General features: G+C 61.1%; 18 protein-coding genes and 2 pseudogenes. 15 read left to right on the forward strand and 5 right to left on the reverse strand.

Translation table 11 applies throughout. From position 1 onward, the window contains the following. Nucleotides 1-312: 312 nt before the first annotated feature. A complete protein-coding gene (locus NKH02_RS18860; RefSeq protein ID WP_352873029.1) occupies nt 313-1,485 on the reverse strand; it encodes a site-specific integrase in 1,173 nt (390 codons plus the stop codon). Between the two features lie 83 nt (nt 1,486-1,568). Here NKH02_RS18860 and NKH02_RS18865 point away from each other — a divergent pair, with 83 nt between their 5' ends. The 5 genes from NKH02_RS18865 to NKH02_RS18885 all read left to right on the forward strand — a co-directional run bounded on the left by NKH02_RS18865 (nt 1,569) and on the right by NKH02_RS18885 (nt 5,079). Continuing rightward, the gene (locus NKH02_RS18865; RefSeq protein ID WP_352873031.1) at nt 1,569-1,877 is read left to right on the forward strand and encodes a type II toxin-antitoxin system Phd/YefM family antitoxin; all 309 of its coding nucleotides are present in this window, start codon (nt 1,569-1,571) and stop codon (nt 1,875-1,877) included. Beyond that, a complete protein-coding gene (locus NKH02_RS18870) occupies nt 1,864-2,295 on the forward strand; it encodes a plasmid maintenance toxin (PemK-like) (RefSeq protein ID WP_352880638.1) in 432 nt (143 codons plus the stop codon). The genes NKH02_RS18865 and NKH02_RS18870 overlap by 14 nt, the downstream gene beginning before the upstream one ends. A gap of 211 nt (nt 2,296-2,506) precedes the next feature. Then, nucleotides 2,507-3,637, forward strand: a complete 1,131-nt coding sequence (locus NKH02_RS18875) for an RHE_PE00001 family protein (protein ID WP_352880640.1) — start codon at nt 2,507-2,509, stop codon at nt 3,635-3,637. 92 nt (nt 3,638-3,729) lie between these two features. Beyond that, nucleotides 3,730-4,407, forward strand: a complete 678-nt coding sequence (locus NKH02_RS18880) for an XRE family transcriptional regulator (protein WP_352880642.1) — start codon at nt 3,730-3,732, stop codon at nt 4,405-4,407. Continuing rightward, complete coding sequence (locus tag NKH02_RS18885; RefSeq protein ID WP_352880643.1) at nt 4,408-5,079, forward strand: RES family NAD+ phosphorylase; 672 nt, start codon at nt 4,408-4,410, stop codon at nt 5,077-5,079. A 185-nt stretch (nt 5,080-5,264) separates the two neighbouring features. Here NKH02_RS18885 and NKH02_RS18890 read toward each other — a convergent pair whose 3' ends face one another. Further along, nucleotides 5,265-7,079, reverse strand: coding sequence for a hypothetical protein (locus tag NKH02_RS18890; RefSeq protein WP_352880645.1), 1,815 nt, complete (start codon nt 7,077-7,079; stop codon nt 5,265-5,267). 253 nt (nt 7,080-7,332) lie between these two features. Between NKH02_RS18890 and NKH02_RS18895 the strand changes: the two genes are divergently transcribed. Further along, nucleotides 7,333-8,958: a ComEC/Rec2 family competence protein gene (locus NKH02_RS18895; protein WP_352880647.1), complete on the forward strand. Its 1,626-nt coding sequence runs from the start codon at nt 7,333-7,335 to the stop codon at nt 8,956-8,958. A gap of 613 nt (nt 8,959-9,571) precedes the next feature. Further along, nucleotides 9,572-10,693, forward strand: a complete 1,122-nt coding sequence (locus tag NKH02_RS18900) for an NACHT domain-containing protein (protein WP_352880649.1) — start codon at nt 9,572-9,574, stop codon at nt 10,691-10,693. 662 nt (nt 10,694-11,355) lie between these two features. Here NKH02_RS18900 and NKH02_RS18905 read toward each other — a convergent pair. Beyond that, nucleotides 11,356-12,243, reverse strand: coding sequence for a phospholipase D-like domain-containing protein (locus tag NKH02_RS18905; RefSeq protein WP_352880651.1), 888 nt, complete (start codon nt 12,241-12,243; stop codon nt 11,356-11,358). A 500-nt stretch (nt 12,244-12,743) separates the two neighbouring features. Between NKH02_RS18905 and NKH02_RS18910 the strand changes: the two are divergent. Together NKH02_RS18910 and NKH02_RS18915 are read left to right on the forward strand one after the other, a co-directional pair. Further along, nucleotides 12,744-13,780 (forward strand): annotated as a pseudogene (locus NKH02_RS18910) (IS110 family RNA-guided transposase). Between the two features lie 861 nt (nt 13,781-14,641). Then, nucleotides 14,642-15,982 carry an SGNH/GDSL hydrolase family protein gene (locus NKH02_RS18915; protein WP_352880653.1) on the forward strand — a complete coding sequence of 447 codons (1,341 nt, stop codon included), beginning with the start codon at nt 14,642-14,644 and terminating at the stop codon, nt 15,980-15,982. 360 nt (nt 15,983-16,342) lie between these two features. Here NKH02_RS18915 and NKH02_RS18920 read toward each other — a convergent pair whose 3' ends face one another. Then, nucleotides 16,343-16,732: a cupin domain-containing protein gene (locus tag NKH02_RS18920; RefSeq protein ID WP_352880655.1), complete on the reverse strand. Its 390-nt coding sequence runs from the start codon at nt 16,730-16,732 to the stop codon at nt 16,343-16,345. Between the two features lie 116 nt (nt 16,733-16,848). Here NKH02_RS18920 and NKH02_RS18925 point away from each other — a divergent pair, with 116 nt between their 5' ends. Together NKH02_RS18925 and NKH02_RS18930 are read left to right on the forward strand one after the other, a co-directional pair. Beyond that, nucleotides 16,849-17,457, forward strand: coding sequence for a TetR/AcrR family transcriptional regulator (locus tag NKH02_RS18925; protein WP_352880657.1), 609 nt, complete (start codon nt 16,849-16,851; stop codon nt 17,455-17,457). Between the two features lie 197 nt (nt 17,458-17,654). Continuing rightward, on the forward strand, nt 17,655-17,822 hold the full coding sequence (locus NKH02_RS18930) for a hypothetical protein (protein ID WP_352880682.1): 168 nt from the start codon (nt 17,655-17,657) through the stop codon (nt 17,820-17,822). 42 nt (nt 17,823-17,864) lie between these two features. Here the strand turns inward: NKH02_RS18930 and NKH02_RS18935 are convergent, their stop codons facing one another. Then, nucleotides 17,865-18,434 carry a DJ-1/PfpI family protein gene (locus NKH02_RS18935; protein WP_352880659.1) on the reverse strand — a complete coding sequence of 190 codons (570 nt, stop codon included), beginning with the start codon at nt 18,432-18,434 and terminating at the stop codon, nt 17,865-17,867. A 206-nt stretch (nt 18,435-18,640) separates the two neighbouring features. Between NKH02_RS18935 and NKH02_RS18940 the strand changes: the two are divergent. The 4 genes and pseudogenes from NKH02_RS18940 to NKH02_RS18955 all read left to right on the forward strand — a co-directional run. Beyond that, nucleotides 18,641-19,059, forward strand: a pseudogene (locus tag NKH02_RS18940) (2OG-Fe(II) oxygenase); the annotation flags it as partial. Nucleotides 19,060-19,368: 309 nt separating this feature from the next. Beyond that, nucleotides 19,369-20,181, forward strand: coding sequence for a type IV toxin-antitoxin system AbiEi family antitoxin domain-containing protein (locus tag NKH02_RS18945; RefSeq protein WP_352880661.1), 813 nt, complete (start codon nt 19,369-19,371; stop codon nt 20,179-20,181). Next, nucleotides 20,181-21,209 (forward strand): nucleotidyl transferase AbiEii/AbiGii toxin family protein, encoded by a 1,029-nt coding sequence (locus NKH02_RS18950; RefSeq protein ID WP_352880663.1) that lies wholly within the window; start codon nt 20,181-20,183, stop codon nt 21,207-21,209. The genes NKH02_RS18945 and NKH02_RS18950 overlap by 1 nt, the downstream gene beginning before the upstream one ends. 425 nt (nt 21,210-21,634) lie before the next feature. After that, complete coding sequence (locus tag NKH02_RS18955) at nt 21,635-22,063, forward strand: type 1 glutamine amidotransferase family protein (protein WP_352880664.1); 429 nt, start codon at nt 21,635-21,637, stop codon at nt 22,061-22,063. Nucleotides 22,064-22,068: the final 5 nt, after the last annotated feature.

Genomic DNA, 22,068 nt, shown 5'->3' on the forward strand with positions numbered 1-22,068 from the left:
TGCCAACGCATCAGAGGTCGGTACCACGAGCTGTTCTCGATAGTGCCCCGCCGCATGGTGTACCCGGCGGTGACGAAGTCGCCCGCGAGCGCGCTCTCAGCAACGCTGTAGCGAGCGGCGTAGCGGGGGCATCGATGTTCGCTGGCAAGGTCGAGTTGCTCACACCAACCTGATTCGAAGGACCCACCGATGACCGACGACATGATGAACCGCCGCACGCTCGTGGTGAAGACCCCTGACGCTGATCTTTTGCGCGAGATTATGGACTTTGCCGCCGAGCGGCGACGGCGCCGCAACCGGCGGTCCGGGTTCCTAAACGATGATTCTTGCTGCCCTTCCGAGCGTTCGTTCGGCCTCGTTGTAGTAGTTGGAAGCCTGCTGCACGGAACGATGCTGCGACTGCTGCATGGCTTCCTGCAGCGGAATGCCGCGACGGGCGGTTTCAGTGAGATATCCGGAGCGCAGGCCATGGGCGGAAAACGCCGCCGGGTCGAGTCCGGCCTCGGCGACGCGGCGCTTCAGGATCAGATTGACGGCCTGCGGCGTGAGCGCGCGTTTTTCGAGATTGCCCCAACGGTCGATGCCGCGGAAGACGGCGCCCTCGGTGACCTCGGCGCGTTCGAGCCACGATTGCAGAACCGTCACCGGCCGGCCGACGAGCAGCACGAAAGCGTCGCTGTCGGCCTGTGTCGTCTTGGTCCGACCGAGTCGGATCGACAGGCACGGCAGTTTGTCGCCGTCGGGATTCTTTGGATCGGCCGGAACGGGCTCTTCCTCGACCAGTTGTTCGACGCGGAGAGCAGAAATCTCGCTGCGGCGGCGGCCGCCGGAGGCAAAGGCGGTGATGAGAAGGGCGCGGTCGCGTAGGTCGACGAGACGGTCGCCGGCGCAGGCTTTCAGGAGGGCGGTCAAAATATCGGCGGTCACCGCCTTCTTGCTCTTGCGGCCGCGCGGACGGGCGCTGGCGCGCACCGCCAGCTTTATTGCGCTTTGCAGCCCCGGCGCGTTGAAGTTTCCGACAAGTCCGCGCCATTTGGTCAAGGTGGACCAGCTCGACAGGCGTCGGCGCACTGTGGCGGGCGCGTGTGGTCCGTCGCTGCGCAAAAGCCGCTGGGATTTCAGCGTCGCCGCAACGTCTTCGGGCATGCCGTGCGCTGGATCGGTCTCGTGTTTCGCGAAATCCCACAAATGGTGGGCGACGAATTTTATCAAAAACGCCTCCGGCGCTGGCCAGGGCAGCGGCTGTCCAGTCGCGGCGAGCGCCCAGGCCTCGAGATAGCCGAGGTCGGAGGCCAGCGCCCGCAGAGAATTTGCGCCGATGCCTTCTTTCGCCAGGTGGCGCAGGGTGGCGACGTCGTCATCGGTCAAAAGCCCGGCCAGAAAATCGCGACGGTCGAAGGGCAGCACGGAATCGAGCGCGTCGAGGGCTTCGGCCCGTCTCGCGACGATTTCAGCAGTCTTGGCGTTGGCAAGCTGCCCTGTCACTGGCTCGTTTCCCTCTGGTTAGCCGCCGATACTTGCGGAAAGCCCGTAAAGCCCGTATATTCCGGAACAAAGGAGTCTCGCCGATGACCACCACCGTCACCGCCGCCGCTGTCTCGAAAAACTTCGGCGCCTATCAGGATGCCGCCGTCCGTGATCCGGTCATTATCACCAAGAACGGCCGCCCGCGCACCGTGCTGCTGGCCTACGAGGATTTTGTCCGCCTGTCGAAGCGCGACCGGCGGGTCGAACTGACAGCGGAGCTCGGCGCGGACGAGATCGCCGCGGTCGAGGCCTCCGAAATGGAGCCGGGTCTTGACCATCTCAACGACGAACTCTCTGGGTCAAAACCCGCCGGCGCAAAAAGCCTGACGGCAAAAAATGCTGCCGGCTGAAATCAAGGTCGGCCACGTCTTCCGTTATTCCTATCTCTGGCATTGGCAGCACCGCGAGGGCCGCGAGGAAGGCGACAAGGACCGGCCCTGCCTGGTGCTGGCGCTGGTCGCCATGCAGGAGGACGGCTCGCCGGTCGTCCGGGTCCTGCCTATCACCCATACGCCGCCGTCCGATCCCGATGATGCCATCGAGATCCCGGCTGCGGTCAAGCTGCGCTTGCGGCTTGACGGCGAGCGGTCGTGGATCGTTTTGACGGAAAGCAACCGGTTCGCCTGGCCGGGGCCCGACGTCCGGCCGCTGGAGACGGAGAGCGGCTATTACGGGCCGCTGCCGCCGGCGTTGTTTGCCGCGGTCAAGCGCCGGTTTGTCGCCATCGCGACAGGCCAGGCGCACACGAGCACGCCGCGCACGGCGTAACAAGGCAGTCTCCATCAAGACGTCTTCCAGGCGGGTTTCTGCGGCCTTCGCGGCGAGCTTTGCGCCGAATCTAGCGCCTTTTGGCGGTCAAATCCATCACTATCGATAAGAGGTCATTATCGATAGTTAGAAGCGTCCTAGAGAAAACCCCCACCAAGTCAACCTAAATGCCGGATAGCTTGACTGTCGCGAATCAGCCATCATGAAAACAATGGCTTACGACATTGGCTCTTTGTCCCTGGACATCCTCATCGCGCCCGTCGCGAAGGCGACCGAGGCTTTGGCGCGGCTCGACGAGCGGCTGGCCCGCTCACCGGTCCGCGACGGTTTTGTCGAGCGCCAGCACTTCGCCGACGCGGCTGCCGCGCTCTGGCTCGCGGGCGAACTCGTCCACGTTGAAGACCTCGTCCTGCACGACGCCCATATGGACATTCGGACCCCGACCCACGAACTCACCCGCGCACATGCGGTGCTGCGAACCCGACGCCGAATTTTTGCACAGAAGCCGGACTGGGCGCTCAGCCGCGAGGGTTTTTTGGCGCTGACCGGCCGGGGCGGCGCGACGCCGGCATCGGGGCCGAAAAGCCGGGAAGGGGAGGGGGCTGGAACAGCCTCTGTTGATCCCGAGGTTCGCGATGACGCTGAGGACGATCTCCTGGCCGAAGAATTTGCCGAGATCGATGCTGTCCTGGCGCGCTCGTCGAAGATTCTGAGCGGCGCCGGCGAGCCGGGGAAAGCGGCGCGCCCCGACGACCGGCCGGAGCCGCAAAACGGCCTGATCTACGATCTCGACTGGAATGAAGAAGAGCGGCTGGCCGAATGGCAGGTTGTTGTCGCCGGGACGCGCGATCTGCCGGTCATCCTGCGAGCGGCGATCCTGCTTGAGGCCTGGTCCGAAATCGAGGTGCTGCAGCATGCAGCCTGGCTCGGGCCCCTGCTGGTGGCCGCGCTGCTGCGGCAGGACGGTCTTGCCGCCAACCATCTCGCCTGCCTGCATCTCGGTGCCAAAAACATTCCGCGCGAGCGGCGGCGGGCGCGCAATCGGTCCGAGCGGTTGCTGGCCTGCCTCGATGCCATCCACGACGCCGCGCTGGTCGGCCTGAAGGAACACGATCGGCTGGTGCTGGCAAAAAGCCAGATGGAGCGAAAACTCCGCGACCGCCGCGCCAGCTCCAAACTGTCCGACGTGGTCGAACTGGTGCTGTCGCGGCCGCTCGTCTCGGCAGGCATGATCCAGGAGCGGCTAAAAGTGACAAAACAGGGGGCGCTCAACCTGGTCGGCGAGCTCGGGCTGCGCGAGATGACGGGCAGGGGAAGGTTTCGGGCATGGGGAATTGTTTAGTCCGCAGCCATTCGCTACTAACTTTACGAAATTATCGAACTTGACGAACTTGCGATCTGTAACCATATTGGTGACAGCAGGAGGTTCTCATCATGGCCGCTCCAAAACGCAGCAATCATAGCGGGACCGCATCCCATGCGGGAGTCGCCGCTCTGAGTTTCACCACGAAGCTTCCGGCACAGGCCCACTTCAAAAAGGTGCTGCTCGAACGCTATCAGGAAGCGATCGCACGCAGCAGCAAGATCGGCCACCGCGTATCGTTCCGGGTAGAGGTCGATCCGGCGGCCGATGCGCAGACGATCACGCCAGTCGAGGAGCAACCGGTCGATACCTTTCCCGTCGAGGACACGGGCAAGCCAGACGCTGAACTTGAAGCGGCGGTTGCCGCGGCGCGCGAACGTGGCCGCAAGCGCGTCGCCGAAATTGTCGCCGGCGAGGAGATGCTGAGTGCTGAAGCCTTCGCCAAGTTGCTTGGCACCTCGCGGGTGACAGTCAACGCCAAGCGGCAGAGTGGGCAGGTGCTCGGGATCGACGGCGCCAAGCGCGGCTTTCGCTTTCCTGTGTGGCAACTCGACAAGGACGGTCGTCCCTTCGGCGCGTTGCCGGCGCTCCATGCCATGTTGGGCAACAGTGCCTGGGCCGTCTATCGGTTTCTGGAGTCGCGCCACGGCGGGCTCGATGGGCGGACGGGTCTTCGAGCCCTTCAGCAAGGCGACGATGCCGCGGTGCTGGCCGCGGCCGAAGGTATGGCCAGGGGTGATTTCGACTGAATGCCCGGCGTTCCTCCTCCTCCCGATTTCGGGCGTGCAAACCTCGAAATCGAGACCATATCGCCGGGACGGACATTCGGCCGGATCTACTGGAGCACCTATCCCGATCCGTTGGGGTACGGGAAGTCGCCGAGCCGATTCAGCGATCCTCGACGCCGCGTTGACGCCAATCGGTTTGGCGTTCTTTACCTCGGTGACTCCCTGAAGGTGTGCTTTCTCGAGACCGTGCTCCGCGACCGCCGCGAAGGAATCCTTGACGATCTTCCGGTGGAAGAGGTGGAACTGACGCGACGGCGCTATGCGGAGATCGCGACCACGGCGGACCTACGCCTGGTCGACCTCAGAGGCGACAATGCCGTTCGGATGGGTGTGCCGACCGATGTCGTTCGGGCACAGCGCCAGAACCTGGCACGCCGGTGGTCACTGGCGTTTCACGAGCACCCATCTGAGCCTGACGGGGTCATTTACCCCTCGCGCGCTCAACGGGGCGACCAATCTCGCCATCTACGACCGGGCGATACTGAAGCTTCAGCCGAAGCGCGTTTTGACACTTCTCGGCGCGCAGGGGCTGGCTCAGGTTCTGGAGGATTTCAGGGTGGGGTTGGTGTGAAGATGCAGCACGTATCCGTATCGCTTGACGAAGATGGCTGTAGCGCCAGAATCGTCCACTAAGCCGGAGCAACGCAACGACCGGTGTGGGGCCGATTGCAGTCTGGCGGGTTTCAGCCCGCCTTCGCGGTAAGCTGCCTTTTTCAGCAACCGACCCCATTTCAGCCGTTAGCGCATCGCTTCCGCAATGGCGGCTTCTTGCCCAAAGCGTTCGGCCACTGATCTCGCCAGCTTGCTTTGGCAACCCTCTACGGTTGGCAGACTACGGAACCGGTAGCGCCAACCTCGGTGCAAGCCGAGAAAAAAGATTGCAGGAGCCAGTACAATTGAACGAAGGTATGGCTCGGCCTTTGCCCAGCCTGCATCGCAGCGAAGGCGTCCGCGACCGCTTGCTTGCTAAGCGAGGATGTCACGATGACGGCACGCCGCAACGCATCCGGCGCTGTCCTAGCACTCGTAAACGTGTCGGCCAAGTTTGCTCCATTTGACCGCACGGTTTTCGGAATCTGTGTTGCCTGCCCTGGGCCGTTGTACGTCCCGCCCCACCCTTGGATTTTTGCGGCCATTCGTTCCTCTGGAAAACTCATGTTTCCGAGGTTTTTGATCGCCTGGCTAACGGCCACATGGAACGACGCTGCACTTACTTCGAGCGCACCATGCTTAGCATGGTAAAAGGAAATCTGCGTTAGACCCCCTATTTCTTTGATCCCGACGAAATCCGCCCATTCGTCGCCCAGATCATCGCAAACGAGCGTCGTGTCTGTCGCAGCAATATGGTCGACGACGGCGCCAAAGGTTGATGCCGCATCAAAGGCCGTCTGCCCCGCAACGAAGTTGCCCTTTTCGCTTGTTACAGTTTGAAGCGAGGCATCCGCGTGCAGGTAACGCAGGAATGATGCTCCACCGTCAAGCATGGTCTCGTCTCGAAAAACCTGGCCGTCAATGTAAGACAGGCGCACGTCATCAAACAGAACGACGAAAGCGTTCTCCTCATCCAGATACTGCTGCAGGGACCGACGATCTGGATCTCCCCCTAAGGGCATTTCGAGCGCCTCAATCTCGATTTCATCAGCCCCACCAAGCGTGAGGGAACGAAGGGCGATCCTGCTCTTGTTTAGGCTGATTGCTGCCGCGTCATCGTTGGTACCAGGCAATTTTGCCGATCGACGCTTTCCACCGTCCTCGATGGTGAGGGCGTGCTCCAACTTAGCGGTCAGATCACCCAACTCGGAGGCTGTCAGTGCAAAGACTTCGTCTCCCACGCGCACGAGCCGGATTATCGCATTGTCACCTACGACAGCATCGGTCAGCTTGTTCGTGTCTATGGCAAGCGTGATCGGCTGTGACGACGAAAGCGCGTCTGCAAGCGACATCGGTCGTGCAAAGGTGCGGATAAATGGGGACACATCGGCGGGTTCGGTTCGCAGTGCGTCGATGACGCCGGTGGCGAACTCTACAAGTTCAGGCTGCCCGACGCGATCTGAACGCACGCCAATCCTTCCGGTGCTGGGTGTGGCAGTGCTTTGGACGCCATCCGTTGTCACCGAGTATGTTTGGGGAGCGTACCTACGACTTCCCGCAGGACCTACGACGTTCGCGAGGTTCGGGGCCTCAAGCGTCTTGTTGCGCATAACGTACTGAGACACCGACATGTTGCGCATGCGCATCTTGTGAAAGACGGCATTCTCCGTCGCGATCGCACCTTCCACGCGACTAATCGGAACAGGTGCAAAGTGGGTCGACTTGAATGCAGCTGGGAGGCCAATGCGCGAGGAGAACACTGAAAAATGGTTTTCGTATTCGATAAGCATTAGATAGCCGCAGAGCGTCTCTTTAATGCCGGACGTACTGTCTAGGAAGGCAGGCGGCGCCTCGAACATAAAGCAGATCGCCGACCATCGCGCATTTCCGAGAACTTCTCGCGTGTGCTTGAAAATGTTGTGGGCCTTGACCCCATAAGTGGCCCGGAGTGTTGTGAAGACGGATTCAACCGCTTTGTCGGACAGCTTTTTGCGCGCCTTGAAAAAGGTGGCTGCCTTTGCAACTGCCAAATCTTCGATCATCGCGAGCCCCCGAACGCTGATCTTAACCGGTCGAGTCTTATAGTATTAGCCATGAAATGCTGCGTGAATAGAGACAAAGAACCCTCATGCGCACCAATCAGACCAAGAGACGAGCTTTGTCCCTGGAGCGCCGCTACGCGCGGCGTTGAGCGGAAGGCTGGGCAGTGCACACCCGGAAGGGCTTCGTGTATCTTGAGTGATCATTTTGGGTTCCCCGTCCGGGACGGCATGGAAGCGGCTCACAGATCAACAAATGAACAAGACTTCTTATGGCACTTCCGATGACGATACCTGGAGCCTGGCGTGCCAGTGCGCCGATGTCCACATTTGTGCAGATATAGCTCGGACCTATGGCTTGAGAGCGCTGGTGGAATCCTTCTTCGATCTGCTCCGGGGGCAGATATCCGACGAGCTATTTGCCCAAGCGCTGGAGTTCAGGCGCCGAACTTTCGACGGTGAGGAATTCCACCGACGCTGTCGGCAGGTCCGGTCGCAACGCGAGCAGCGAGCTGCGCACCTCGCTGCTCAGACAGCTCGCTTGCCATCCTGCCACCCACGAGCATGGAAGCGCGACGTAGCGAAGTATGTGCTCGGACATCATCGATATCAGCTCCCAGTGGGACAGGGCGGCTTCAACGTCGGCACCCTTCGGGATCTTGGACGGAACGAGGCGATGTGGCGGGCGTCCTTAGCTTTCGATGCCATACCCTCGGCCGAATTCATGTATGTTTACGACTGCGGCTCGGATCCGATCGCGGGTGTGATCCAGTCGGTGCGGTCCATCGTGGCCCGACGCCCATCGCGGCGGCTCGATATGCTTTTCGTGTCGCATTTCGACCGCGATCATATCTGTGGCATTCCTCATCTTCTGCACGAGAAGAGAGGCCTTCGGGTCGATACAATCGTAATGCCGTATCTGGACGACATCGATCGGATAATCGCTTTCGGGAGAAGCGGGGCGACAAGCGGCGAACGCAGTGCGGAACGCTTCCAGGAAGATGCGGTCGTGGATCCCGTCGGCACCATGGCGCGGTTCGGGCCGCGGCAGATCATCATGATAATGCCGGAAGACGAGGACGAAGGTGGTTCGGGCTTCTTCGAGTTACCGCCCGCGGAGCCTCCTCGTTCCGGGCCGGATGGTATGCCATGGCAAGGCAAGGATTCGACAGGCTGGCGAAGTGACCCGCCTCCTGCGCGCCGGACGCCCGAGGGAGCGACCGTCGTGCAGCATATCGAATTCGATGTTGCCGCGGGCACCGAAGGTGGATGGTGCTTGAAGCCCCACGTGAAGCGAGCGTCACAGCAGGATCGGGAGGCGTTCTGCGCCGCAGTGGAGGCGCTCCTGCAATGGCCGAGAGGTAGCTTTAGCGACAAGGTGAAAGTCCAGAAGGAACGCCGAGGTTTGGTCACGAAACACCGAGCCGCCGTTTCTCGAGCTTATGCCTGGGCGTTCGGCGACAAGAACGAGACCTCCTTATCGCTGTATTCCGGTCCGGCCGAGCCGCAGACGGCCGGCGCCGTGCTGCGCAATTCGCGGACGTTCGCGAGAGCGCGCGTAGGGTGGATGGGAACCGGCGATGCAGGCTTCAGGGATCCGCTAGCAGTGCAGAGGTTCCAGCATTACTATCGGGACGAGATGGATTGGGTGAACACCTTCATGCTCCCCCATCACGGCTCCGCGCACAACTTTGACCCATCACTTTTCGTGGTCGATGCGGACCTCTGGGTAGCAGCAGCCCAACCAATCCACTTGCATTGGAAGCATCCGGCGCCGGAAATCGTCAAAGCGATCAAGGCAAGCGGTGCCCAATTCCGCAGGGTGGGATTGTCGCCGAAATCCCTTCTCTGGGAAAGAATGGTCGTTTTCTGGCCCGGCTGAAATGGCTCCAAGCGCAGGAATTCCAGCAGATCGGCAGGTCTCGCGACCATGCCGCCGTTAGGTTACCTGCCGGGCGTCTACTTGCTGCGGCAAATCCAAAATACCACGGCTTTCGCCGAGGCGAAGTTTGCATCGACGTGCAGAAGGGCCGCTTATCTTCGGATGATTTACAAGAACAGTCGTCAGCTTTGCACCTAATCCCGGCCCATCGCGTCGAGCCAGGTCCCCTGGATCGGCAAGAATTCATTTTGGCCGTTTGGGGGCCGACAGCAGACTGACAGCTTTCATACTCTGATCAGGCAAAGATAACATTCCGAGTGTAAGGTGAAGCTTCGACGCCTGCTCATGGGTGTAGCTGATGGCCTTACGGCCTGTCGCTCATCATGACGTTGGCGAGAGACGGCACGTGCGAAAGGGCGATTGCCTACATTGAGGACGGCCGCCTTCCTTATCGCCCATCCTGCCTCCGACGGGAACATTTTGGGGCGACCTGTCGGATTCCGCTGACAGGCCGGCTCAGCGGCATGAGAAGCATCGCCGCCGCTCGGTTGTTCTTCTCTTGTTCCCTTGTACATGATAGTAAGATCTCACCTCGCATCCCAAATGGAATAAGATGACCGAAAGCGACTCCGAATATCAATTTATAGAGCTGAACCGCACTTTTCACGAGCTGTCCAAGTACGCCAACGAGGACGATGAGCTTGACCTAAGTTACGCGTTTCGTGTCGGTGATCGGCTTTCTTGGTCGGACCTGATTGAGCGGTACCGCGTCATTATCTTGTCGGAAGCCGGTTCAGGAAAAACTGCTGAAATTCGCAATATCGCCCTCGATCTACGTGCCCAAGGCAAGTCAGCGTTTTTCATCCGTCTCGAACATGTACCCAACGATTTCGAGGACGGATTCGAGGTCGGGACGTTTGAAGAGTTTCAGTCGTGGCTCGCATCGAATGATGAAGGATGGCTCCTGCTGGACTCCGTTGACGAGGCGCGCCTGCGCAATCCCGGAGACTTCGTGCTCGCAATCAGGAAGCTAGGAAGGCGGATCGCAACGGCGAAGGATCGCACGCACATCATTGTCACCGGGCGAACCAATGCGTGGCGCCCCAAGACGGATCTTGCGCTTTGCGTCACTCATCTGCCTTTCACACCTGCCACGACGACGGCGAAGGAAGACGCGGCTTCCGAAACCGACGATGCGATTGAGGACGCAGTTGAGACTTCCGATAGACCGGCAGAAAGGTCCCAGCCCGTCTTCAAGATCGTAACGTTGGATGACCTTTCTCGCTCCCAAATCGAGGCATTTGCCAATGCCCGTGGCATCAATCACACCAAAGCCTTCATCGAGGCCATCGAGCGCGCCGATGCATGGTCCTTCACGTCAAGACCACAGGATTTGATGGAGCTGACGGAATTCTGGCTTGATCAGGGCCGCATCGGAAGCCGACTGGAAATCATGCGCAACAGCATCTCTCGGCGTCTCCAGGAGAGAGACCAAGAGCGCGTCGACATATACCCACTCGCTCCTCAAAAAGCTCTGCAGGGAGCTAGGTTGATAGCCGCAGCGACCACCTTGGCCCAGGACTCGGCTATACGCGCATCCACATCACGACCTCAAGCTCCATTGCCAATAGCCCTCTCACCACGTTGGGCTTGCTCTCGGCGTCCACGACGAAACGCCCAATCTCGCGCTCAAAATCCGCAAGGCCGAGTTTGTGCGCGCGCTCATCTGGCGTAGGCCCTTCCTTGCCGCTCGTTTCCGGATCGTCCTCTTCGGCCACAACGGACTCGCCTGAATGCTGCAAAGCCGCCGTCTTCGCGCGGCCATGCCCAAGGAGCATGCGGCGCAGCCGGGTCATCGCAACGTCAAACTGGTCAGGAGTGGACGAAATGCCGGAAGGTGGAACAGTGCCTTGAGAACCCTCAGCGCCTGGCGCCAGGTCGGCTAGGTTCACTGTGACGGATTTGCCGGAGCCGTCCTGGTGTTCGCCGTCTACCGAAGCCTTCTGCACCGGACGGTCGAACATGCGCAGATAGTGCTCCGCCTGCATGCTCAATTGGTCGAGCAGCGCTTCAAAGTCGTCATCTGTTCCCTCCCGCCGCATCAGTCGGCTCAGCGAGCCTGCGGTCAAACGCCTCCTGCCCGAAAGAGACAAAAACATCTCGTTGTGAACCCATCCGCGCGCCTCACGCTCGCCCATGGTCATCACGGCTTGCAGGGCAGGCATTTCGGAGAAAGCTTCGAGCGCCGAAGATCTGACCGAAAAGCTCCCGTCTGCCTCCACTGGAGCATCGAACGAGGTGGCCTCGCCATCGGCCTGTATCAAACGCCCGGTCCAAACGCCTTGCGTCGGTTGCAGGGAGATTATCCGGCCCGTGACCAAAGAAGCGTCATGACGATCAAAGCTGGCATAGACAATCTCGTTCTCCTTTAGGCCTGATGGCATTCGCCCTTGCGGCTCGAAGGCAGGCGGGTCGGTCGGATCCCAGACGAGCGGAACGCTTCCGGGAGGAAGTGCGCGCAATACCCCAAGCTCTACACGCGAACGGAAAAGGGCTAGCGCCCGCCTTCGTGACCGCGACGCGGGTCCAGGATACTTTCAACCGCTCGGCGAGGGTCCGCACCGCAAGTCCGTCGTGGTCGTGATAGGGCGACATGATAACCGCTTCGGTGCAGGCACCGTATGGAGCCAGTAGGCCCGGCAACTGATCGATAACGGGCTCGTTGACAGGATGCACGAGCCGCAGCGGGGGAGAGCCATCCTGATCGGCCCCTTGATCCGCCGCAGCCCGGGAGCGGCCTGCAAAGTCTTCGACCCATTCTGACCGTGCGATTCTGATGTCGGGACGCGAACCGACGGCTTCCAGAAAATCGGCGAAATCGCGGAAGGCGCTCGCCGCAGAGCCGGGCGAAAGGGCCTCGAACACTTCAGCGTTCTTGCCATGTCCGCCGAAGGTCAGATTGCCGCTGCCGACCAGGAGCAGATCGCCCTCATCGCCTGCGAGGTAAATGCATTTTGCATGAAACACCCCGTCCGGTAGAGCAACTGGGATAAGCCGATACTCCTGCCCGACGCGCATGGAACGGCGCTCCAGCAGCGAGGATCGATAGCCTTCCGCGTCAGCGACCAGCCAAATGTCAGAGCAGCCACCACGTAGCAGCGGCCGCAGAATTTCTGACTCGAAATAGCTAAGGCTCAGGGTGTACGTCGTGAGGAGCGCATGCTTCCAAGGGCGCATTCGCACTATGTCGGAAATAGCAGGCTCGGCTTCATTCTTGTCATTCATGCTTTTTTGCTACGCTTGCCCACCCCGATCCGATTGCAGCTTGGTCGTTCGGATTTCAGCGAATCCAGTATCCGTGCAATCCATGGACCAGAAACTCGACCCATGCCTAGGCGAACGTGTAGTCGCTGTGCGCGGCATGATAAATGCAGGTAATCCGGTTGGTACTGTCCGGCTTGGCCGTACCTCTGCGCGACCTCGCATCGTATTTACAACACGCCTGGGTACAATTGCGACTGGTGAACTTCTTGCCGACTTTTGGCTGACAAGCCAGCATACCTTCCCGGCTTGTCCCGTTTATAGAGTCCCTTCGGCAGCGGGCTTCTAGGCGAAGTGGAGCCTGCAGCATCGTCATCCGTGATGTCTGCTTCTAGGCGGAGACGAGTTTGCCTCTATGGCCGACTTTGGGCGCAAAGCAGATGAGGTGGATGGCTCCCGCTCCCGGCATCTGAGTGCCACAGTGGGTTTGCTGTCAGGCAACCCGAGCAAAGGAGCCATCCGCCATGCAGATTACCACCGTGGGCCTTGATCTGGCCAAGCGCATTTTTCAAGTTCACGCCGTCGACGCGTCTGGAGACGTTGTTGTTCGCAAGGCCCTGCGCCGATCGCAAGTTCTGCCGTTCTTCACCAAGTTGCCGCCCTGCCTGATCGGCATGGAGGCGTGCGGCACATCGCATCATTGGGCTCGAGAGTTGACGGAGCTCGGCCATGAAGTCCGCCTGATGACACCGTCCTACGTGAAGCCCTATGTGAAGCGCGGAAAGAATGATGCGGTGGACGCGGAAGCGATTTGCGAAGCGGTAACACGCCCGACCATGCGTTTCGTCGTGATGAAGTCAGCCGAGCAGCAAGCGGCCCTATCGCTTCACCGCACCCGTAATCTTCTGGTCAAGCAGCGTACGCAACTGGTGAATATGATCCGCGGCCTGTTGGCCGAGTTCGGCATCGATATTCCCGAAGGTTTGGAGCGAGCGCTTAAGCTGGCGCGCCAGATAGCCGCGAAGAAATCCACATTGGACGTACGGCAATGGCACTGCAGATTCTGTGTCTCCTGTGCGAGCAGGTGCTCGACACCCATGCCCGGCTCCAGACCATCGACCGGTCGATCCTTGCCCTCCAACGAACCGACGACGTCGCACGACGCTTGTCGACGATCCCCGGTATCGGTCCGGTAGGGGCTACAGCATTGGCTGCATCCGTTGCCGATCCGGGACAGTTCCGCTCGGGTCGAGAGTTCGCCGCCTGGCTCGGGCTGACACCTTCGCAAAACTCGAGCGGCGGAAAGGACCGTCTCGGGCACATCACCAAGATGGGCGACCGGTACCTGAGAAAGCTCCTTGTGATCGGCGCGACCTCTCTGATCCGACGGGCAAGGCATAAGCCCGATGCTGCGGATCCGCGCCTCCTCGCGTTGCTCGCCAGGAAGCCAGCGCGCGTGGCCAGCGTAGCGATGGCAAACAAGATGGCCCGCGTGGTGTGGGCGATCATGGCGCGCGGCGAAACCTATCAAGCGCGTCATGCTCCGAACCTTGCGGCGTAAGTTGCGCAGAAGACGAGACACTGAAGCAGAAATCAGATCGAGCCGATCAATCGGCTCCATGAGGTTGTAAGAGCGACGCGATGTGATGGCGAGACTGTCAGGCCGGGAACAGGGACAACCCATGCGATGTCGGAGGCATCATAGCCTGCAAAGCAGATTGGGACCTTGTTCGCCGACCCCATCAAGGCCAGCAGCTTCGAACGGCTGCATGAACAGGCCGGACAGAAGACTGCACCCGACCAATGCGCCAGAACAACGAATTACCTCTTGCAATACGGGAGCCATCCACAGAGGACATCCGCGGCGAATTTGAACCGAATACCCCGTCATCCCATGTTCATGATTTGTGCTTCGAAAGTCGCATAAATGGCAGCCTGGAACTCAAACGATGGAAGGATGGCGCAATCGGCGCCGGGTTTCGACGCCGACCGTCAAGAGGTCGTGTCCGATCAGGTGACGTCGTCCGGCGGTTTTGAAGCTACCCCGGAGGCTTGCTGGCGGACAGTATCATGGATGACGGCTATCAGGACACGATCGCAGGGCTGTCGCGCCCGCGCGGCTGGGAGCCAACTGCTGAGCCTGCGTTGTCGGGCGCGCTGGCAACCCCTGACATACAGGTTTCCAGTTGGACCAGCGGAATGCCCATGTTCCCCCTGGGGACAGCCGCTCGATCCGCTGCGCGGGCGGCATCCCAGAACCTTTAGCTTCTCGTCGGCCAGAGCGTTCGCCGCATGGCAGGGCCGTCAGCCTCGTTCGATGGAGCTGGATCACAACGGAAGTTCAATTTCATTCCCAGCTCTGCCGGTCATAATGTGGCCGGCGGCGGCATTACCGAGCATGTCTCGAGGAGGAGATGAAAAAATGCGGCTCAATAAATTTGTTTTCGAAGATAAGTTTTCATCGGTGCTTTCTCCCGCAGCGGGGAGACAACGGTCTCGGCTTCACGCTATCGTGATATATGTGGCCGTGGCGGCCGCTTCCGCGATCGCAACTTTGTCGGCGGCGGCGCAAGGAGCGGAGGAGGGGGCTTGGATCACCACATGGGCGGCCACACCCGCTCCGCGCTGGTCGGATGATCTTCCCGCACCTTTCGGTGTGCCTGAGGTCCTGGAGAACCAGACGGTCCGTCAGGTCGCCCGCATCAGCGTGGGCGGCAATTCCGTGCGTGTCGTCCTGTCGAATGCCTTCGGGACCAAGCCGCTGACCATCGGCGCCGGCAGCGTCGGAATCGCAGGCAAGGACGGCAGCGTCGACCAGGCGAAGCCGCTCACCTGGGGCGGTAAGAGTTCAGTGGTGATTCCGGCGGGTGCACCGATCCTCAGCGATCCGGTCGAGCTTCCGGCAAAAGCGCTTTCCGAGATCTCGGTCAGCGTTTTCCTTCCGAAGAAGACCGCGCTCTCCTCTGTGCATTGGGACGGCGTGCAAACGGCCTACATTTCCGGCCCGGGTAACTTCACGAGCGACGCCTCGTTCAAGGCCGACAGCACAATCAAATCGCGCCTATTCCTGAGCGACATACTGGTCGACGCCGCGCAGGATTCAAAAGCGATCGTGTTTTTCGGCGATTCCATCACGGACGGCAATTGCTCGACGCCAGACGCCAACAATCGCTGGCCGGACCATATCGCCACGCGGCTGCACGTGGCGAATCGCAATGTCGCGGTGGTGAACGAGGCCTTTTCAGGCAATCGCGTGTTGACCGATGGCATGGGGGTCAACGCGCTCGCGCGTTTCGATTCCGACGTTGTCAGCCATCCTCGGGTATCAACCGTGGTCCTGATGATGGGTATCAACGATATCGGCTGGCCCGGCAAAAATGCAATCACGCCGGACGACAAGGAACCGACCGCCGAAGACATCATCACCGGATACAAGCAACTCATCGACCGCGCGCATGCGCATGGCGTGCGCATTGTCGCCGCGACGTTGACCCCCTTCGCCGACACGTTCAAAGGGCTTCCGACCGAAGGCTACTACACGCCCGAGAAGGAAAAGATCCGCGTCGCCGTGAACAAATGGATCCGCAGCGGCAGCGGCTTCGACGGAGTGATCGACTTCGACAAGGTAATGGAAGACCCGGCCAGGCCGGGATACCTGCGTGACGACTACGATTGCGGCGATAACCTCCATCCCAACGACGCCGGGTACAAGGTGATGGCGGACGCGGTCGATCTCGACCTCTTGCTGGGCAAAGCCAAATAGGCCGATTTTCCGCTTGCCGCTGGACCGATGGCATCCCAGCGGCAGAGGACTCCAATCATGAGCGGCGCCTGGCCGGCGCCGCGTGGGACGCTGAAAATTATGTATGCACATTAATTCCGATGACTGCTTGGGGGTCTGTAGTGTGAACCGGCGCCAAACCCCTGCCCCAATGTGGGTGAACCGTTTGATTTATTCGGCTTTTCTTGACCCAGGAGAGGATTACGACCGGCGCCGGTGTCGGCCCTCTTTCAGCGCCCGATATGAACGCGATATCAATAGCATACCGGCGATTTGCGTGGGATCATGGTTCGGCGCCGTGTCACAATCGAGCAGCAGGGCTGAACCAAAAATGACAGATTCTTAGGTGGCCGGTTCAGGACGCGCCGTAACCAGCCCAAACTGGGCACAGAGGTCGGGCACACTCTCGGGGTCCATGTCGAGCTCGTACTTCCGGAGCAACTCGGGCATCTTCGTCTGATCGGGCCACAGGGCTGCGAGCTCACGGAAGTAGTTTTCGAATCCCGCCGGCGAGATCAGCTCAATGATCTCGCACGGCTCGTCACCCGCGTTCCAAAAGGTGTGCCACTGGTTGCGCGGTTTAAACACCCACGTACCTGGTTCTGCGGTAACGACATCATCGCCAAGCAGGGCGCCGAGCCGGCCGGTGAGGACGTAGAAATATTCGTCTTCGCGATGATGCCGATGAAGCGGCGCCGCCAGCGCCCGAGGAGCAAGAGGGTGGTGGACCACGGAGAAGCGCCCGTCGCTCGCAGCTCCTTCAATCTTCCAGCGGATCCCGAAACCGCCGATTGCGAGTTCACTTATCGATAAACTCCGATCTGTCTCTCGTCAAGATGGGTAACCACGTGCGTTCACCGAAAGTGCCGCCCCGGCGGCGTTATAACCTCAAGGCCAGGGCCGACAAACAGGCCGAAACCCACCGGGCGCTCGCACGCGCCGCGTCCGAACTGCACCACACCGTCGGGCCTTCGCGAACGACGATCAGCGCGATCGCCGAAAGGGCCGGAGTGCAGCGTCTCACCGTCTATCGCCATTTCCCCGATGAGGAGGCGATCTTCACGGCCTGCACGGCCTATTCGTTCGAGGCCGACCCTCCGCCGAGGCCGGACACGTGGATCGGCATTGATGATCCGGAGGAGCGTCACCGAACCGCGCTCGAGCAGCTTTACGGCTACTACCGCCGCAAGCGTCAACTGCTCGCCAACCTTTACCGCGACGCCGAGATGCCCGTGGTTGCAGCTGCGCTGGAACGGAGGCGCTCGATGCTCCGGCGAGCGGAAGAGATCCTAAGTGAAGGCTGGAAGGTCGGCCCAGCCGAGCTTCGCTTTTTCGGCGCAACGCTCGCGCATACCCTCGAGTTCGCGACCTGGCTTTCCCTGGCCGAGGAGCGAGACCTATCCGATACCGAAGCCATTGAGCTTGCCGTCCGCCTTGTGAAGGCGTCGACACGTTGAACGTTGCCGCTCGTGCGGGCCGGCCCCCACCCGTTCGCGTCGTGATGCCGGCGTATCCGTGTCCGCTCGTGGCGGGAATCACCGATTATGGCGCTACTTGCTCGTTCCGGTGACCGGCCGTTAGTAGCGAGCGACCTCGGCTGCCCCTTCGAGGCAGGTGCTGCCCGACAAGAATCACCGGTTGTTCTCCCTAAGCGTTGTTTAGCGTACTTTCAACGCGATGCCCTCTGAAAGCCCGCTACGACGAGCCGCTGCTAGTCAACCTCGTCGCCTTCGCCGGCATCATGGTGGCGACCACCGTGTTCACCAATGCGGTGCGGGTCGACCTCGATCCTGAGCTTGAGCTTTATCGCAAGAAGGCTTGATCGCAGCACTTCACTTTACGCAGGACCGGCCGGCTCCCGCTCTCAGCGAGGCGGCCAGTCGTAGGCGATATAGTCCCTCGCATCCGCCGCGGCCTTGGCGCCGAAAACCTCGCCCGCCAGCCACAGCGCCATTTCGATGCCCGATATGACGCCCGCAGCGGTGATGACCTTGCCGTCGCGCACGAAGCGCTGTCCCGCGATCACCTCTGAAGTGCCCAGCGCGCGAAGCTCGTCGAGAAAGCGGTGATGCGTGGTGATCTTGCTGCCGGTCACCAGCCCGCACTTGGCAAGCAGGAACGACCCCGTGCAGACACTGGTCAGCCACCGGCACCGGCTGGCGGTCTGCCTCAGCCATGCTGCGGTCGGTTTATCGGGAATGCGCCGAGCGCCGCTGCCGCCCGGCACCAGCACGACATCGAGCACCGGCGCCGTTGCAAACGTCGCATCGGGCAGCACCCGCATGCCTTTCTCGCACAGGATCGGCTGCCGCGATGCCGCCACGGTCAGCACCCTGTCAGCGGGCGAAGCGGCCGCCGTCAGCACTTCCCAGGGTCCGACGAAGTCGAGTTCCTCGGCGGCATCGAAAAGCAAAATTCCAATGGTTGCGGGCATCGGCTCGGGGTTCCGTTTCTAAGGCGATGTTCGACGTCGGCCGTAAAGTTTGCCTGTTGTAAACCTTGCAGCCGGTCGCCGCCATCCGAAGCATGCGAGACGTCGATGAACAGTGCTGGCGAGGCGATCACTTCGCAGGAAACGGGTGGTCCGCGGGCGCTGCTTCACCCATCTCTGATAGCAGGCACGCTATTGGAGGCAAAGCCATGACCATCCATTCGATAGGGTCGAAAGCGGCGGCGAAATCGGCTGAGGCGCGCGTCGCCGGCTACGACTGGCAAGCTCGCTGAGGAACTGAGCGGCTATGGCTGCGCGGTGATGGAAAAGCTGCTGACGCCTGAGGAGTGCCGGCAGATCGCGGCGCTTTACCCGCAGCAAGAGCATTTCCGCAGCCATGTCCACATGGCGCGGCATGGCTTCGGCAAGGGCGAGTATCGCTGTTTCCGCTATCCCTTGCCCGACCGGATCGGCGGCTTTGCGCACCGCGCTCTATCCGCGGCTAGCCGAAATCGCCAACGATTGGAACCAGCGCCTGGGGCTTGCCCAGCGCTATCCGGCCGAGCACGCCGCCTTCCTCAGGCAATCCCACGACCAGGGCCAGACCACGCCGCTATTCTTGCAATACGCTATGCAGGCAGTTGAAGTCGCCGGGGGCGGCGGGGAGAGCCTTCCCCTGCGCCGAGCCCAGGATCTCGGCCGACCCCTTCTGCGGGGAACCCGCAAAGAAAGCAGCTCCGCTGCCCAAACGGCGATCTGATAGGAGCATTGGTTTAAGAAAGAGCGATGGAAAGGGTAAACTATAGCCTATATGGCGCATTTTCAGCGATAGAAAGCCCAGCTCGCCCGTGCTGTCCGTGCGAAAAGGCTCTGTTGACAAATATGCATCAGAATGGCTATTTATTGCCCAATTCCACACAGAATCGTAGACCTCGCTATGCAGCCCCGCCAGCACAAAACGGCCAGCTTCCTGTCGGCTCATCCGGTGTTCACCCGGGCTGAGTTCGCGGCGGCCTTCGGCCACCCGGCGGGCGGGGCCAATGTCACGAGCCTACTCCGGCATCATTTGCGGGCCGGCAACATCAAGCGCGTCAGTCGCGAGGTGTTTGCCGCGGTGCCCGCCCATCTGCCGGCGGAGCGGATGGTGATCGATCGCTTCGCCGCGGCCAGCAAGCTCCGTCCCGATGGCGTCTTGGGGTTTCACTCCGCGCTTGAGCTGCATGGCATAGCCTATTCCGAGTTCAACGAAGTCCAGCTCGTTAGCGCCGGGCGGACCGAACGCGTGGATCGGCCGTTTGGCGCTTGCCGTTTCGTCACGCCGCCGAAGGCGTTGGCGGCTGCCAGCAAGGCCGACTATCTGACCATGATCATGGATCGGCAGGGGGTGACAGTCCGTGTGACCGCGGTCGAACGCACGGTCGTCGACGTCTTGCACCGGCCGGAACTCGCCGGCGGCGCCGAGGAAGTCCTGAAATCGCTGGATCTGGTGCGCTATCTCGATCCGGCGAAGGTCGCCGACTATGTCGAACTGCTGGACAACCGCTCGCTCGCCTCCGTTTCCGGCTGGTGGCTTGAGAGGCGGCGCGGCGCGCTCGGCGTCGCCGACGACGTCCTGGCACGCCTGCGAGCGCGGCTTCCACGCTCGAAGCATTATGCGCTAGGCGCTGAACCTGGTCATGCCGTGTTCGTCGAGCCGTGGCGCGTGCTTCTCCCGACGCAGGCGGTCGACGCCGCCTTTGAAGGCGTCTGATGGCTGCGTCGCGAGAAACCCTTCAGGACCTGGCGGCCGAGCGGCAGCTTCAGCCCGCGACGCTGGAGCGTGTGATCCGGCTGATCGATATTCTCGATGCTTTTGGCGCGGACACGCTGATCGGGCCACGGATCGCCTTGAAGGGCGGCACGGCGCTTAATGTCTTCCATTCCGATCTGGACCGCCTCTCGGTCGATATCGACGTCAACTATGTCGGCGCGCTCGAGAAAGAGCAGATGGACGCCGACCGGCCTGGATTGGAAGACCGGATCGAGCGCCTGATGGAATCGAAAGGCTATGCGGCGCGGCGTGAGCCGTCCGAGCACGCCGGCGGCAAATGGATTTATCGCTATGCCTCCGCGCTGGGCGGTGCGGGGACCATCGAGATCGACATCAATTATCTCTATCGCGGACCGCTCTACGGCGTGGCTCGCATGCCATCAACAGCTATCGGACCCTTTCAAGCCACGAACGTGCCGGTTCTTGACATCCATGAGATCGTTGCCGGCAAGATGGTCGCGCTGGTCACGCGCCGCGCCGCGCGCGATCTGTTCGATGCGCACCGCATCATCGCCATGCCGGGGCTCGACTGGGCGAAGATCAAGGCCGCTACCTTGATGATCGGCGCGAGCGCCAAAAGCTTCGACTGGCGCACTACCTCGCCAGACGAGATCGGATGCGAGGTCGGCGACATCACCGGCAAGCTGACCATGTGCCTGCATGATCGATATTTCGATGCCTTTGGCGGCCCCGCAGCTTGGATCGAGAGCGTCACGGCCGAATGCCGGGAGAAGCTCGCACCGCTGTTTCGGTTCACGGCGGGGGAGAGGGCATTTCTGGATGCCGTGCTGGACCGGGGTGAGATCGACGCGTCCGCTCTGGAGGCGCCGGAGAACGTGCGCGCCTCGATAGAAGCCAGTCCGGCCCTGCGGTGGAAAGCACAGAACGTCAAAGCTTGGAAATCTGGCGACAAGTCGCTGGCGCCACGTACGAGACGAGCCAGGCGGCCACATGGAGAAGCCAGGTGAATACTGAAGCAGATACCTGTCGAAAATTCGTTGTTCCGCGCCTGCAAACGGCAGGCTGGGAAGGCGCGCCCCACGCCATCAACGAACAACGGACCTTCACCGATGGCCGAGTGATCTTTGTCGGTGGTAATTCACGCAGGTCAACTCGAGGACTACTTGCGAACAACCGGGGCTCGCCGCGGCGCGTTGGTCTATATGACCCTCGGCACTGTGCGATGGGTGGAGCCTGGTGTCCGCACCGAGAGGAACGCGTGATGTCGAATTCACGCCTTTGACCCAACGCGGACACTAGAAATTGGCGGCCATCGCCAGTCTTCTGTCGCATCCTGCAAGTGAATGCCACAGGAGGCGTGCCTATATCTGCCGATGAATGGCGGGGACGGCCTAGTCGTCACCCCGGCCGAAAGCATCGAAAGGAACAAGTCATGCCCACCACCAAGCGCCGCGCACTGATCCTCATCTCGTCCGGCCACCAGCTGCCGCTGGCCGAACCGGCCGACGTCAAGTCGATCTCGACCGGGTTCTTCCTGGTCGAGATGGCTCAAGTGCTCAAGGAGTTCGAGAACGACTACGAGTTCACCTTCGCCACCCCCGACGGCAACGCCCCGCAACTCGACATCAACGGCATGGCCCTGTCCGTGCAATCCATCGAGAAGACCGGCGCCATAACCATCCCCCTCCGTATGCAGCAGCGCCGCCGCTCGTTCGACGTCAACAGTTTCCGGCAGCGCCACCCCGCGTTGGTCGCCCGCCGCGAGCAGGAAGTCCAGTTGCTGGAGCGGCACATCGGCCGGATCCCAGTCTCCGAACTGTTGCCCAACAGCGAACCGGAGCCGCGTACCGCCCCGAACTGATCCGC

The sequence above is a fragment of the Mesorhizobium sp. M1396 genome, assembly GCF_040317725.1.
Taxonomy (GTDB): Bacteria; Pseudomonadota; Alphaproteobacteria; order Rhizobiales; family Rhizobiaceae; genus Mesorhizobium.

What these genes read in the sequence shown, in the direction of transcription:
- NKH02_RS18865 (WP_352873031.1), top strand. Translation starts at nt 1,569, where the DNA reads ATGACCACCACCGTCACCGCCGCCGCTGTCTCGAAAAACTTCGGCGCC.
- NKH02_RS18870 (WP_352880638.1), top strand. Translation starts at nt 1,864, where the DNA reads ATGCTGCCGGCTGAAATCAAGGTCGGCCACGTCTTCCGTTATTCCTAT.
- NKH02_RS18875 (WP_352880640.1), top strand. Translation starts at nt 2,507, where the DNA reads ATGGCTTACGACATTGGCTCTTTGTCCCTGGACATCCTCATCGCGCCC.
- NKH02_RS18880 (WP_352880642.1), top strand. Translation starts at nt 3,730, where the DNA reads ATGGCCGCTCCAAAACGCAGCAATCATAGCGGGACCGCATCCCATGCG.
- NKH02_RS18885 (WP_352880643.1), top strand. Translation starts at nt 4,408, where the DNA reads ATGCCCGGCGTTCCTCCTCCTCCCGATTTCGGGCGTGCAAACCTCGAA.
- NKH02_RS18890 (WP_352880645.1), bottom strand. Translation starts at nt 7,079, where the DNA reads ATGATCGAAGATTTGGCAGTTGCAAAGGCAGCCACCTTTTTCAAGGCG.
- NKH02_RS18895 (WP_352880647.1), top strand. Translation starts at nt 7,333, where the DNA reads ATGAACAAGACTTCTTATGGCACTTCCGATGACGATACCTGGAGCCTG.
- NKH02_RS18900 (WP_352880649.1), top strand. Translation starts at nt 9,572, where the DNA reads ATGACCGAAAGCGACTCCGAATATCAATTTATAGAGCTGAACCGCACT.
- NKH02_RS18905 (WP_352880651.1), bottom strand. Translation starts at nt 12,243, where the DNA reads ATGAATGACAAGAATGAAGCCGAGCCTGCTATTTCCGACATAGTGCGA.
- NKH02_RS18915 (WP_352880653.1), top strand. Translation starts at nt 14,642, where the DNA reads ATGCGGCTCAATAAATTTGTTTTCGAAGATAAGTTTTCATCGGTGCTT.
- NKH02_RS18935 (WP_352880659.1), bottom strand. Translation starts at nt 18,434, where the DNA reads ATGCCCGCAACCATTGGAATTTTGCTTTTCGATGCCGCCGAGGAACTC.
- NKH02_RS18945 (WP_352880661.1), top strand. Translation starts at nt 19,369, where the DNA reads ATGCAGCCCCGCCAGCACAAAACGGCCAGCTTCCTGTCGGCTCATCCG.
- NKH02_RS18950 (WP_352880663.1), top strand. Translation starts at nt 20,181, where the DNA reads ATGGCTGCGTCGCGAGAAACCCTTCAGGACCTGGCGGCCGAGCGGCAG.
- NKH02_RS18955 (WP_352880664.1), top strand. Translation starts at nt 21,635, where the DNA reads ATGCCCACCACCAAGCGCCGCGCACTGATCCTCATCTCGTCCGGCCAC.